Annotated in this window: 14 protein-coding genes; 10 read left to right on the forward strand and 4 right to left on the reverse strand. The window is 71.8% G+C overall.

Annotated features, from left to right (window positions below; all coding sequences use genetic code 11):
• Positions 1-48 precede the first annotated feature (48 nt).
• A complete protein-coding gene (locus tag Aut01nite_RS37775) occupies positions 49-756 on the reverse strand; it encodes an LON peptidase substrate-binding domain-containing protein (protein ID WP_043523805.1) in 708 nt (235 codons plus the stop codon).
• Between the two features lie 265 nt (positions 757-1,021).
• Between Aut01nite_RS37775 and hisD the strand changes: the two genes are divergently transcribed.
• The 6 genes from hisD to priA are packed head-to-tail and all read left to right on the forward strand — an operon-like array spanning position 1,022 to position 5,756.
• Complete coding sequence (hisD, locus tag Aut01nite_RS37780) at positions 1,022-2,332, forward strand: histidinol dehydrogenase (protein ID WP_043523804.1); 1,311 nt, start codon at positions 1,022-1,024, stop codon at positions 2,330-2,332.
• Positions 2,329-3,483 carry a histidinol-phosphate transaminase gene (locus tag Aut01nite_RS37785; protein ID WP_083998663.1) on the forward strand — a complete coding sequence of 385 codons (1,155 nt, stop codon included), beginning with the start codon at positions 2,329-2,331 and terminating at the stop codon, positions 3,481-3,483. The genes hisD and Aut01nite_RS37785 overlap by 4 nt, the downstream gene beginning before the upstream one ends.
• Entirely contained in the window at positions 3,480-4,091 is a 612-nt protein-coding gene (hisB, locus tag Aut01nite_RS37790; protein WP_043523803.1) for an imidazoleglycerol-phosphate dehydratase HisB, read from the forward strand. The genes Aut01nite_RS37785 and hisB overlap by 4 nt, the downstream gene beginning before the upstream one ends.
• The gene (gene hisH, locus Aut01nite_RS37795; RefSeq protein WP_043523802.1) at positions 4,088-4,705 is read left to right on the forward strand and encodes an imidazole glycerol phosphate synthase subunit HisH; all 618 of its coding nucleotides are present in this window, start codon (positions 4,088-4,090) and stop codon (positions 4,703-4,705) included. The genes hisB and hisH overlap by 4 nt, the downstream gene beginning before the upstream one ends.
• Positions 4,702-5,019 carry a hypothetical protein gene (locus Aut01nite_RS37800; RefSeq protein WP_043523801.1) on the forward strand — a complete coding sequence of 106 codons (318 nt, stop codon included), beginning with the start codon at positions 4,702-4,704 and terminating at the stop codon, positions 5,017-5,019. Before hisH ends, Aut01nite_RS37800 begins: the two co-directional genes overlap by 4 nt.
• A gap of 17 nt (positions 5,020-5,036) precedes the next feature.
• Positions 5,037-5,756, forward strand: coding sequence for a bifunctional 1-(5-phosphoribosyl)-5-((5-phosphoribosylamino)methylideneamino)imidazole-4-carboxamide isomerase/phosphoribosylanthranilate isomerase PriA (priA, locus tag Aut01nite_RS37805; protein WP_043523800.1), 720 nt, complete (start codon positions 5,037-5,039; stop codon positions 5,754-5,756).
• Here priA and Aut01nite_RS37810 read toward each other — a convergent pair.
• A complete protein-coding gene (locus Aut01nite_RS37810; RefSeq protein ID WP_043523799.1) occupies positions 5,722-6,630 on the reverse strand; it encodes a LysR family transcriptional regulator in 909 nt (302 codons plus the stop codon). The genes priA and Aut01nite_RS37810 overlap by 35 nt on opposite strands.
• A gap of 72 nt (positions 6,631-6,702) precedes the next feature.
• On the opposite strand from Aut01nite_RS37810, the gene Aut01nite_RS37815 reads away from it, so the two are divergent.
• The gene (locus tag Aut01nite_RS37815) at positions 6,703-7,587 is read left to right on the forward strand and encodes an EamA family transporter (RefSeq protein WP_052163446.1); all 885 of its coding nucleotides are present in this window, start codon (positions 6,703-6,705) and stop codon (positions 7,585-7,587) included.
• Positions 7,584-8,345 carry an imidazole glycerol phosphate synthase subunit HisF gene (gene hisF / locus Aut01nite_RS37820; protein ID WP_043523798.1) on the forward strand — a complete coding sequence of 254 codons (762 nt, stop codon included), beginning with the start codon at positions 7,584-7,586 and terminating at the stop codon, positions 8,343-8,345. The genes Aut01nite_RS37815 and hisF overlap by 4 nt, the downstream gene beginning before the upstream one ends.
• 60 nt (positions 8,346-8,405) lie before the next feature.
• Here the strand turns inward: hisF and Aut01nite_RS37825 are convergent, their stop codons facing one another.
• Positions 8,406-8,834, reverse strand: a complete 429-nt coding sequence (locus Aut01nite_RS37825; protein ID WP_043523797.1) for a hypothetical protein — start codon at positions 8,832-8,834, stop codon at positions 8,406-8,408.
• A 25-nt stretch (positions 8,835-8,859) separates the two neighbouring features.
• The gene (gene yczE / locus Aut01nite_RS37830) at positions 8,860-9,483 is read right to left on the reverse strand and encodes a membrane protein YczE (RefSeq protein WP_236642609.1); all 624 of its coding nucleotides are present in this window, start codon (positions 9,481-9,483) and stop codon (positions 8,860-8,862) included.
• Between the two features lie 58 nt (positions 9,484-9,541).
• Here yczE and yczR point away from each other — a divergent pair, with 58 nt between their 5' ends.
• Together yczR and Aut01nite_RS37840 are read left to right on the forward strand one after the other, a co-directional pair.
• Positions 9,542-10,996 (forward strand): MocR-like transcription factor YczR, encoded by a 1,455-nt coding sequence (gene yczR, locus Aut01nite_RS37835; RefSeq protein ID WP_043523796.1) that lies wholly within the window; start codon positions 9,542-9,544, stop codon positions 10,994-10,996.
• 80 nt (positions 10,997-11,076) lie between these two features.
• On the forward strand, positions 11,077-12,051 hold the full coding sequence (locus Aut01nite_RS37840; protein ID WP_043523795.1) for a hypothetical protein: 975 nt from the start codon (positions 11,077-11,079) through the stop codon (positions 12,049-12,051).
• The last annotated feature ends 19 nt before the right edge of the window (positions 12,052-12,070 follow it).

The raw sequence follows: 12,070 nt of genomic DNA on the forward strand, positions 1-12,070 counted from the left end.
TCCACCGGAGGAAGCGGACCCGGCGGGGAGAGCAGGTCGGCGTACGGGTCAGTTGGGGCTGGCGGGGCGGGCCAGGTCGGAGAGCGGAACCGGGACCGCGCGGACCCGGGCTAGCAGGCCGGCCTCCCGGTTGAGCAGGCGCAGTTCGGCGCGGAGGCGGCTGGCGGTGTCGGGCATGGCCAGGAGCATCTGGCGTTCCTCGACGGTCAGCTGGGCGGTGGCGGCGACCAGGTGGGACAGCACGGTGGCGTCGTCCGGCACCTGGTCGAGGACCTCGCTGTTGGGACGCAGCAGCTCCAGGTAGGTGCGGAAGGCGGTCAGCACCCGCGGCGCCAGGATCTGGGCGGTCTGGCTGGGCTCCTCCTCGTCGGGAAGCCAGCGGACACGGGCCGTGAGGTACGGCTCGGCGCCCTGCTCGACGCTGAGGACGGTGAAACGGCGCCGACCCACCGTCATGATGTCGAAGCGGCCGTCCGGCAGCTCGGTGACATGGCGCAGCTCAGCGGTGCAACCGACGTCGTAGAGATCACCGGCGGCGACCAGCGGCTGCGGGGGAGCGGCGTCCTCGCCGGGGTCCGGGGCGACCTCGCTGCCGTGGCGCAGCGTGACCACGCCGAACTCGTGCGGTGTCTCCGCCGAACTGGCCACCAGCTCACGCACGAGGGCGCGGTAACGCTCCTCGAAGATGTGCAGGGGCAGCACCAGACCGGGGAAGAGCACCGTGCTCAGCGGGAAGACCGGCAGCCGATCGCTCACGCGTTCAGCCTAGTCCCCGCAAGACCATGGTCAACCCGCCGCGAGAGTCGCGACCGCCGCTATTCGGCCGCATCGTCTCGGCTGTGATCGATATCGCGCCTCGGTGCCGTCGGATCTCGCGTGCCCGGCTCTCCTGATCACCGGCGTGCCGGCCGCCGGCCGGGAGCCCTCGGGCGTTCGTGGTGGCCGTATCGAGATCCCACGGTCCGGGCCGAGGGCGTCGCCGGAGGGAAACCCGGTTTGGCGGCGGCCTAGACTGGGCGGCGTGCTGAATCGGATCGACCTGCGCGGCGCCCGTCGGGACCCGCGCGGACTGCTGCCCCGTGCCCAGCTCGACGTCTCCGTGGCCGTCGAGAGGATTCGCCCGCTCGTCGAGGCGGTCCATGAGCATGGCTTCAGCGCGATCCGGGAGGCGACCGAGAGATTCGACGGCGTCACCCTGGAGCGCCTGCGGGTGCCGGCCGAGGCGATCGCCGCGGCCGCTGAGACGCTCGACCCCGAGGTGCGCGCCGCGCTGCTCGAGGCGATCAAGCGGACCCGCAAGGTGCACGCCGACCAGCGCCGCACCGACGTGACCACCCAGGTGGTCGACGGCGGCACGGTGATCGAGCGCTGGGTGCCGGTGCGCCGGGTGGGGCTCTACGTGCCGGGCGGCCTGGCCGTCTACCCGTCGACAGTGGTGATGAACGTGGTGCCCGCTCAGGAGGCCGGTGTCGAGGGTCTGGTGGTGACATCGCCGCCGCAGGCCGCCAACAACGGCCTGCCGGACGCGCGGGTGCTCGCCGCGTGCGCGCTGCTCGGCGTGACCGAGGTGTACGCGGTCGGCGGCGCCCAGGCGATCGCCATGCTGGGCTACGGCTCGGACGGCGTCGACGAGGGTGACCGCTGTGAGCCGGTCGACGTGATCACCGGGCCGGGCAACATCTGGGTGACCGCGGCGAAGCGGCTGCTGCAGGGCCGGGTCGGGATCGACGCGGAGGCCGGGCCGACCGAGATCGCCATCCTGGCCGACGAGACCGCCGACCCGCGGCACGTCGCCGCCGACCTCATCAGCCAGGCCGAGCACGACCCCCTGGCCGCGAGCGTGCTGGTCACCGACTCGCCGGCGCTGGCCGACGCGGTCGAGGTGGAGCTGGAGAAGCAGGTCGCCACGACGAAGCACCAGGAGCGGGTGCGCACGTCGCTGACCGGCGAGCAGTCCGGGATCGTCCTGGTCGACGACCTGGAGCAGGGCCTGCGCGTCGTCGACGAGTACGCCGCCGAGCACCTGGAGATCCAGACCCGGGACGCGCGCTCGTGGGCGATGCGGGTCCGCAACGCCGGGGCGATCTTCGTGGGCGCGTTCGCGCCGGTGTCGCTGGGCGACTACGCGGCCGGTTCCAACCACGTGCTGCCGACCGCCGGCTGTGCCCGGCACTCGTCGGGGCTGTCGGTGCAGTCGTTCCTGCGCGGCATCCACATCGTGGAGTACACCGAGGACGCTCTCCGGGACGTCGCCGGGCACGTGGTGGCCCTGGCGAACGCGGAGGATCTGCCGGCGCACGGCGACGCGGTCAAGGCGAGGTTCAAGCAGTGACGACGATCGACGATCTGCCGATCCGGGACGATCTGCGGGGACAGACGCCGTACGGCGCCCCGCAGCTGGACGTGGCCGTCCGGTTGAACACCAACGAGCACGCCTTCGCCGTCCCGCAGCCGGTGATCGAGGCGATGCGCAAGTCCCTCGACGCCGAGCTCGCCGACCTGAACCGGTACCCGGACCGGGACGCGGTGGCGCTGCGCACCGACCTGGCCGCCTACCTGGGCCACGGCCTCGGCCACGAGTCGGTGTGGGCCGCCAACGGGTCGAACGAGGTGCAGCAGCAGCTGCTTCAGGCGTTCGGCGGCCCGGGGCGGACGGCTCTCGGGTTCGGCCCGTCCTACTCGATGCACCCGCTGCTCGCGGCCGGCACCGGCACCCGCTGGATCGGCGCGCTCCGCGACCCCGACTTCGGGCTGCGAGCCGACGCGGCGGTCGCCGAGATCCACCGGCACGACCCGGACCTGGTCTTCCTCTGCTCGCCGAACAATCCGACCGGCACCGCCCTGGACCCCGCGGTGATCGACGCGGTGCTGGGTGCGGCCCGCGGCATGGTGCTCGTCGACGAGGCCTATTTCGAGTACGCCCGGGCCGGCACCCGCAGCGCGATCGAGCTGCTGCCCGGGCACCCGAGGCTGGTGGTGACCCGGACCATGAGCAAGGCGTTCGGGTTCGCCGGCGGCCGGCTGGGCTATTTCGCCGCCGATCCGGCCGTGGTCGACGCGGTCCAGCTGGTGCGCCTGCCGTACCACCTCAGCGCGCTGACCCAGGCCGCCGCGCGGGCCGCCGTCTCGCAGAGCGCGGCGCTGCTCGCCACCGTCGAGCAGATCAAGGTCCAGCGTGACCGGATCGTCTCCGTGCTGCGCGGCCGGGGCGTCCAGGTCGCCGACAGCGACGCCAACTTCGTGCTGTTCCGTACCGGGGACGACCAGCGAGCCGCCTGGCAGCAGTTCCTGGATCGGGGCGTGCTGATCCGCGACGTCGGCCTGGCCGGCTGGCTGCGGGTCACCGCCGGAACCGAGGACGAGACCACCGCCTTCCTGGACGCCGCCGAGGAGATCCTCTCGCGCGAGGGAAGCGGGCCCGACGAGCACGGTGCCGGGGTTTCCGCTCGCGGCACTGACGAGCGAAGCGAGGAAGTGCTGTGAGCAGGACCGCGCGGATCGACCGCGTCACCAATGAGACCAAGGTGCTGATCGAGATCGACCTCGACGGCACCGGCAAGGGCGACCTGAGCACCGGGGTCGGCTTCTACGACCACATGCTCAACCAGCTCGCCAAGCACGGCGGGTTCGACCTCACCGTCCGGTGCGAGGGCGACCTGGAGATCGACTCGCACCACACCATGGAGGACACCGCGATCGCACTCGGCGAGGCGTTCGCGACCGCGCTGGGCGACAAGCGCGGCATCCGGCGGTACGGCTCGGCCACGATCCCGATGGACGAGGTGCTGGTCCGGGCCGCCGTCGACCTGTCCGGCCGGCCCTACGTGGTGCACGACGAGCCGCTGCTCACGCCGTACATCGGCCCGGTCTACGCGACGAGCATGACCCGGCACATCTTCGAGGCGTTCGGCCACGCCGCCAAGGTGACCCTGCACGTGGACGTGCTGCGCGCCTGCCGTCCCGGCGGTCACCCGGACGCGCACCACGTGGTGGAGGCCCAGTTCAAGGCGTTCTCTCGGGCGCTGCGCGAAGCCGTCGAGATCGACCCGCGCAACGCCGGGTCGCTGCCGTCGACCAAGGGTGTGCTGTGACGTCCGTGGTGATCCTCGACTACGGGTCGGGGAACCTGCGCAGCGCGGAGCGGGCGGTCGCCCGTACCGGGGTGGACGTCACGGTGACCAGCGATCTGTCGCGGGCGGCCGAGGCGGACGGGCTGGTCGTGCCCGGCGTCGGGGCGTACGCGGCGTGCATGGCCGGGATCGAGGCCCTCGAGGCCGGGCCGGTGATCGCGGAGCGGGTGGCGGCCGGCCGGCCGGTGCTCGGCATCTGTGTCGGCATGCAGATCCTGTTCGAGTCCGGGGTGGAGCACGGGGTGGAGACCAAGGGGCTCGGGCTGCTGCCCGGCTCGGTCACCAAGCTGTCCGCCGAGCGGATCCCGCACATGGGGTGGAACACGGTGGCCGTTCCGGACGGGTCCCGGCTGCTCGCGGGACTCGACGGGGAGGCGCGGTTCTACTTCGTCCACTCGTACGCCGCTCAGGATCTCGATCTGCTGAGCGAAGCGAAGGTGACCACCGCGAGTCACGACCTGCCGTTCGCGGCGGTGGTGGAGGCCGGTGCGCTGAGCGCCGCCCAGTTCCACCCGGAGAAGTCGGCGGACGCCGGTTTCGCGCTGCTCAGCAACTGGGTCAAGACACTTCCGTGAGCAAGGAACGTGCCCGGCGGCGGGCCGAGCGGCTCGCCGTCCTGGACCGGGAGAAGGCCGCCCGCGCCCGGAGAGTGGCCCGCCGGGACCGTCGCCGTGCCCTCGTGAAGAGACTGAAGCCGCGTTTCGGCCGGGACGGCCGGATCTACCACCGCAGCCGGCGGCAGCGGATCGGCATCGTGGTCGTCACGCTGCTGGCCGTCGCCGCCGTCTGGACGCTCGTCCCAGAACTCGGCCTCCGCATCATCCTCACCGCCATGCTCGTCCTCGCCGTGCCGGCCCTCGTCGTCGTGGTGCTCGGCCGCCGCCCCTAGCGTTCGTCTGGAGAGACATGACCCTGCAACTCCTTCCCGCCGTCGACGTCGCCGACGGTCAGGCCGTCCGCCTGGTCCAGGGCGCCGCCGGTTCGGAGACCGCCTACGGCGACCCCCTGGAGGCCGCTCTGGCCTGGCAGAACGACGGCGCCGAGTGGATTCACCTGGTCGACCTGGACGCGGCGTTCGGCAAGGGCTCGAACGCCGAACTGCTCGCCGAGGTGGTGCGCCGCCTCGACGTCAAGGTGGAGCTGTCCGGCGGCATCCGCGACGACGCGTCGCTGACCCGGGCCCTCGCCACCGGCGCGCAGCGGGTCAACATCGGCACCGCCGCCCTGGAGGACCCGGAGTGGTGCGACCGGATCTGCGGCGAGTACGGCGACCGGGTCGCGATCGGCCTGGACGTGCGCGGCCGGACCCTGTCGGCGCGGGGCTGGACCCGGGACGGCGGCGACCTGTACGAGGTTCTCGCGCGGCTGGACAAGGCCGGCGCGTCCCGGTACGTCGTCACCGACATCACCAAGGACGGCACGCTGAAGGGCCCGAACCTGGACCTGCTGCGTGAGGTGTGCGCGGCCACCGACAAGCCGGTCATCGCCAGTGGCGGCGTGTCGAGCCTGGACGACCTGCGGGCCCTGGCGACGCTGGAGCCGATCGGGGTGGAGGGCGTGATCGCGGGCAAGGCGCTGTACGCGGGCGCGTTCACCGTACGAGAAGCGCTTGCCGTTCTCGGTTGATCCGCCACGCCTCGCGTAACGCCTGTTCGGCGGCCCGGATGGCGGGCCGGGCCGCTGAGGAGTCCCGCCAGGCGATGACCACTCGCCGCATCGGTGCCGGATTCAGTTCGACGATTCGGACCTTTTCCGGCAGATCGCTGCGCGCAAGCCGGGGGATGAGCCCGACTCCCAATCCCGCCGCGATCAGCGTCAGTTGAGTCTCGAACTCCCCGACCTGGAAGTCCGGGACGACGCCCGGCAGGCGGCGGATCAGGTACTCATAGCAGACGTCGCCCGCACGGACGCCGATCCAGCGCTCGCCGCGCGCCTGCTCGAGTTCGATCTTTCCGGACAGATGGTGGTCGTGCGGCACGACCAGGTCGGCGTGATCAAGGCCCAGCTCAGTCCGGGAGATGCCCTCGGGATAGCGCAACGCCACCTCCGGCCAATCGTCGAGCACCGCCACGTCGACATGACCGCGCCGGAGCAGCTCGAGACCCTCGTGCGGATTGACCTCGATCAGCCCGATGCTCAGCGACGGATGCTCGGCCGCCAGCTTGTGCAGCGCGTGCGGCATGAGCGCCCGGCAGGCGGTCGCGAACGCCGACACGGTGAGCCGCCCGGTCACCGTGTCCCGGTGTGCGGCGAGCGCCGCCTCGGCTTCGTCCATGCCGGTCAGCACCCGCTCGGCGTGATCGGCGAGGAGCCGCCCGGCCTCGGTGAGCCGTAGTCTCCGCCCGTCCTTCTCGACCAGGGTGGCGCCGGTCTCCCGCTCCAGTTTGGCGAGCTGCTGGGAGATCGCGGACGGGGTGCAGTGCAGCGCCTGCCCGGCGGCGAGAACGGTGCCGTAACTGGCGACGGCGTGCAGAGCCCGGAGCCGGCCCAGATCGATCATGTAGCGATGCTACATCGACGGTGTAGGTTATTTCGCTGGTGCTTAACTGTCACGCCGGGTGAGGGTGGCCGCATGAGACCGCGTGACCTCGCCCTCGCCGTCGCCGTGGCGGCCGTCTGGGGCGTCAACTTCGTCGTGATCGACACCGGGCTGGAGCACTTCCCGCCGCTGCTCTTCTCCGCTCTGCGCTTCGGCCTCGCCGCCTTCCCGGCCCTGCTCTTCGTGGGCCGCCCGCAGGTGCCCTGGAAGTGGCTGATCACTGTCGCGCTGGTGCTCGGGGTGGTCAAGTTCAGCCTGCTGTTCATCGGCATGCGGGCCGGGATGCCGGCCGGGCTGAGCTCGCTGGTGCTGCAGAGCCAGGCGATCTTCACGATGCTCTTCGCGGTGCTGTTCCTGCGGGAGCGGCCCCGGCCGATGCAGCTGGCCGGCCTGGGCGTGGCGGTCGCCGGGGTCGCCCTGGTGGCCACCCGGATGACCGCGAACCTGCCGGCCTTCCTGCTGCTGCTGGGCGCGGCCGCGGCCTGGGGCGTGTCCAACATCGCCACCCGCAAGGCGTCCCCGCCGGACACCCTGCGATTCATGGTCTGGGTCAGCGCGCTCGCCACCGGCCCGCTGCTGATCCTCACCCTGATCGTGGACGGGCCGGCCGCCGACCTGGCCGCGCTGCGCGCGATCGACACCGAGGCCGTGCTGGCCCTGCTCTACATCGCTCTGCTGTCGACATTGGCCGGCTTCGCCGGCTGGGGACATCTGATGCGCCGGTACGGGGCCTCGACCGTCGCGCCCTTCTCCATGCTCGTCCCGTTCTTCGGCATCGCCTCGGCCGCCCTGATCCTCGGCGAGCCGGTCCACACCGTCGACGTCGCCGGCGGGGTCCTGGTCGTCGGCGGCGTGCTCCTGGGACTGGTCAGGGCCCGGTCCGCGACCACCGAACCGCTGGTTAGGGTGGGGGCATGACGGTCGCGGTACGTGTGATTCCCTGCCTGGACGTGGACGCCGGTCGGGTGGTGAAAGGCGTCAACTTCGTCGACCTGCGGGACGCGGGCGACCCGGTCGAGCTGGCCGCCGCCTACGACGCGGCCGGCGCCGACGAGCTGACCTTCCTCGACGTGACCGCCTCCTCCGACGACCGCGGCACCATGCTCGACGTGGTCCGGCGCACCGCCGAGACGGTGTTCATCCCGCTCACCGTGGGCGGCGGCGTCCGTTCCCCGGAGAACGTGGACGTGCTGCTGCGCGCCGGCGCCGACAAGGTGGGCGTCAACACGGCGGCCATCGCCCGCCCGCAGCTGATCAAGGAGATCGCCGAGCGTTTCGGCAACCAGGTCCTCGTGCTGTCGCTGGATGTGCGGCGGTCGGCGGAGCAGCCGAGCGGCTGGGAGGTCACCACCCACGGCGGCCGCCGCAGCGCCGGGCTCGACGCGATCGAGTGGGCCGAGCGGGTGGCCGGGCTGGGCGCCGGGGAGATCCTGCTGAACTCGATGGACGCCGACGGCACCAAGGCCGGGTTCGACCTGGACCTCATCCGGGCGGTCCGCAAGGTCGTCGACATCCCGGTGATCGCCAGCGGCGGCGCCGGGGCGGTCGAGCACTTCGCGCCGGCGGTCGACGCGGGCGCGGACGCGGTGCTCGCGGCCAGCGTCTTCCACTTCGGCGACCTGACCATCGGCGAGGTCAAGGACAGCCTGCGCGCGGCCGGGAACCCGGTCCGCTAGCGCGTCGATGCCGGGTGGATCTCAGCCGCCCGGGGCGCCCGAAAGGCACCCACCGTCGTGTCAGCGGCCGTCGGCGAGCCGCAGGCTGTATTCGCGGACGGCGGCGTTGTACGCCTGCTCGCCCAGATCCCAGTCGGTGTAACCGGGCTCGGCGGCCCGGTTCAGTTGCGTCTGCAGGGTCATCACCGCCGAGGACAGGCCGCTGAACGGCCGGGTCCGCCACAGCTGCTCCCCGGCCGGGGCGACCTCGATCATGTCGTCCTCCACCAGGATCAGCCCGGCCCCGGCCAGCCGGCGCACCGACTCCTCCAGGTCCTCCCGGCTCGGCACGCTGTGGTGCAGGAAATCGGCGGCGGCCAGCAGGTCGGCCAGGGTCGCCCCGGTCACCGGCAGCGCCGCGTGCAGTGCCCGGTCACGCTCCAGGCGCTCGGCGATGACCGCGGAGACGAAGATCCAAGCGTCGTTCCAGTTCCAGTCACCGGCCCCCATGCCGCAATGATGCCGTGCCGTGGCGTCACCGGGAAGCGAATGTGTCCGGAAGATCACTGCGGACCGGCTGCGGCACGGTCAGCTTCGGCAGGAACAGATGCACCAGCGGGCCGATCGACACCGCATAGGCGATCGTCCCCACGCCGACCGTGCCACCGAGCAGGAATCCGGCGCCCAGCACGGTCACCTCGATGCCGGTGCGGACGACCCGTACCGACAGTTTCGGGAACCGCGCCGCGAGCCCGGTCATCAGGCCGTCGCGCGGGCCGGGCCCCATCCGGCTGCCGATGTAGAGGCCGGTCGCGAAACCGTTCAGCAGGATCCCGCCGACCAGATAGCCGACCCGCGCCGGGATCGCCTGCCCGGCGGGAAGCACCGCGAGCGCCGCGTCCGCGGCGAAACCCACGACGAGCAGATTGGCCACCGTGCCGATTCCCGGCTTCTGCCGCAGCGGGATCCAGAGCAGCAGCACCGGTACGCCCACGAGCAGCACGATCCACCCGAAGCTGATCCCGGTCACCTCGGAGAGGCCCTGGTGGAAGACGTCCCACGGGTTCAGCCCGAGCCCCGACTCGACCATGAGGGCAATGCTGACGCCGTAGAGAACGAGCCCGGCGAACAGTTGCGGGACGCGGCGATAGAGGTTCATGCTGCCACTCTTCATGCCAATCGGCCGGTGCTAAAGTGCCAATCCTCTGGAGGTGGCTATGACGACGTCGGTTCGTGGAGACCAATTGGCCCGGTTGCTGGGGCGGTGGCATGCCCTGCCCGGCCGTCGGCGCAGCCCCGACTACGCCGCGCTGGCCGCCGCCGTCCGCGGTCTGCTCACCGACGGCCGGCTCGCTCTCGGCGTGCGCCTGCCCGCCGAGCGGGAGCTCGCCGAAGCCCTCGCGATCAGCCGCACCACCGTGTCCGCCGCCTACCGTGCGCTCCGCGAGACCGGCCACCTGACCAGCCGGCGCGGCGCCGGCAGCTGGACCACCCTGCCGCACGGCCACCGGGTCGCCTCGTCCGGCCTGTGGGCCCCCGACGACGACCTCGACATGATCGACCTCGGGGTGGCCGCCTCGGCCGCGCCGGTCGAGCTGGTGCACGCCGCCCGCGCCGCCGCCGACGACCTGCCCCGCTACCTGGGCAGCTCCGGCTACCACCCGATCGGGCTGCCGGAGCTGCGGGCCGCCGTCGCCGACGGTTACACGGCTCGCGGTGTGCCCACCTCGGCCGAGCAGATCCTCATCACCAGCGGCACCCAGCAGGCCCTCGACCTGGTGCTGCGGTTGAGCGTCCCGGCCGGCGCACCGGTCCTGGTGGAGACGCCGACCTATCCCAACGCGCTCGCCGCGCTCGCCGCCCGCCGCGCCCGGATCAGCACCCACGGCCTCGACATCGACCACGGCTGGGACGGCGAGATGCTGCTCGGCGCGCTGCGCCAGACCCGGCCGCGGATGGCCTATCTCATCCCCGAATTCCACAACCCGACCGGCCACCTGATGCCCGCCGAGCTGCGCGAACGTCTCGTCGCCACCGCGCACTCCACCGGCACCGAGCTGATCGTCGACGAGGCTTTCGTGGACCTGCCCCTCGACGACCCGGCGATGCCGCCCCCGGTCGCCGTCTTCGACAGGCACTCCCGCGTCACCTCGATCGGCGGGATGAGCAAACCGTACTGGGGTGGCCTCCGCATCGGCTGGGTCCGCGCGTCCGCCCCGCTGGTGCAGCGCCTCGCCGCCATCCGGGTCGGCGTCGACATGGCCAGCCCGGTCCTGGAGCAGCTCGTCGCCGTACACCTGCTGCGCCAGTCGGCGGACATCGTCGCCGCCCGCCGCGCCCAGCTGCGCTTCCGCCGCGACGCCCTCGTCGAAGCCCTGCGCGACCAGCTCCCGGAATGGCGTTTCCGCATCCCCGGCGGCGGTGTGACGCTCTGGGCCGAGCTCGACGGGCCGATCTCCAGCGCCCTCTCCCGCGCCGCCGAGGACGTCGGGGTGCGCCTCGCCCCCGGCCCGCGCTTCGGCCTGGACGGCACTCTGGAACGCTTCGTGCGCCTCCCGTTCACCCTGGCCGCCGACGACCTCACCGAAGCCGTCCGCCGCCTCGCCTCCGTCCGCCACGATCTCGACCACGCGGCCCGCCCGACCTGGCGCACCCCGACCGTCATCGCCTGACCGCAACCGGGCCACAACTCAACCCGCTCCAGGGGATGCCGATGACAGCGACGTAACCTCATCGGCTCCTCGGAGGCTTCATGTCAAGCAGCAGAACGCGGCAGCGGGTTGCCGCGGTAGTCGCCCTGGCGATCGGGGCGGTCCTGGCGACAGCGCCGCCCGCCCACGCCGCAGCCCTCACCTCCGTCAGCTGGGCGACCTCCCAGCCGCAGCCGAACGCTGCCAACGTCCGCTACACGTGGACCTTCACCACCGCCACCACCAGCCCCAACGATCTCGCCGCAGTGACCATGACGGTCCCGGTCGGCACGACGAGCGGTGTTCTCTCGGTGGCCGACTTCTACGGGATCGGGGCCGGCAGCGTGGCGCTGGTCGGCAACGTCGTGACCTATACGGTGGCCCTCCCGGCGGCATCCATCGCCGCGGGCACCCCGATCCTGATCTCGATCGACGGATTCATCAACAGCGGCACTCCCGGCGATGCCACCAGCACGGTCACCACGCAGGACAGCGTGGGCAACGCCACCATCGACTCGGCCGCCAGCAACACCCTGACCTTCAGCAACAGCAGCACGGCGGTCACGGTCGTGGTGCCCCGGTCGACCGCGTTCACCAGCGACACCACCGGCATCACCATGCTGATGGACCCGTCGGTGACGGCGCTGGCCACCCAGACCAGGGATGTCTCCCTGACTGTCAAGACCAACGCGATCAACGGCTACACCCTGCAGACCAGGATCAACCAGCAACTGACGACCTCGGGTGGCACGGTGCTCTCCGCGGTGGCGGGCACGGTCGGCGCGTCGGTGCCGGCCCCGGCGGCCAACAGTTTCGGATACACCATCTCCAGCGCTTCCCGGGCCGCCGCGGTACAGGGGCAGCTCGCTACCGGGTACGCCGGATACGACCATCTGGCTCCCGCGAACATCGCGGTCTACGGCGGGGCCACGAACAGCGACACCTACGTGCTGCGCAACCGGGCGGCCGTCAACCATCTGCAGGCGACCGGTAAGTACACCGGGTCGATCACCTACACGGTTCTGCCCTCGTACTGACGGATTCCTCGTACTGACC

This window comes from Actinoplanes utahensis, from assembly GCF_016862455.1.
In the GTDB taxonomy this organism is placed as follows: Bacteria; Actinomycetota; Actinomycetes; order Mycobacteriales; family Micromonosporaceae; genus Actinoplanes; species Actinoplanes utahensis.

Coding starts and splice junctions, on each gene's coding strand:
- priA (WP_043523800.1), top strand. CDS start 5,037: ATGACCCTGCAACTCCTTCCCGCCGTCGACGTCGCCGACGGTCAGGCC.
- Aut01nite_RS37810 (WP_043523799.1), bottom strand. CDS start 6,630: ATGATCGATCTGGGCCGGCTCCGGGCTCTGCACGCCGTCGCCAGTTAC.
- Aut01nite_RS37815 (WP_052163446.1), top strand. CDS start 6,703: ATGAGACCGCGTGACCTCGCCCTCGCCGTCGCCGTGGCGGCCGTCTGG.
- hisF (WP_043523798.1), top strand. CDS start 7,584: ATGACGGTCGCGGTACGTGTGATTCCCTGCCTGGACGTGGACGCCGGT.
- Aut01nite_RS37825 (WP_043523797.1), bottom strand. CDS start 8,834: ATGGGGGCCGGTGACTGGAACTGGAACGACGCTTGGATCTTCGTCTCC.
- yczE (WP_236642609.1), bottom strand. CDS start 9,483: ATGAACCTCTATCGCCGCGTCCCGCAACTGTTCGCCGGGCTCGTTCTC.
- yczR (WP_043523796.1), top strand. CDS start 9,542: ATGACGACGTCGGTTCGTGGAGACCAATTGGCCCGGTTGCTGGGGCGG.
- Aut01nite_RS37840 (WP_043523795.1), top strand. CDS start 11,077: ATGTCAAGCAGCAGAACGCGGCAGCGGGTTGCCGCGGTAGTCGCCCTG.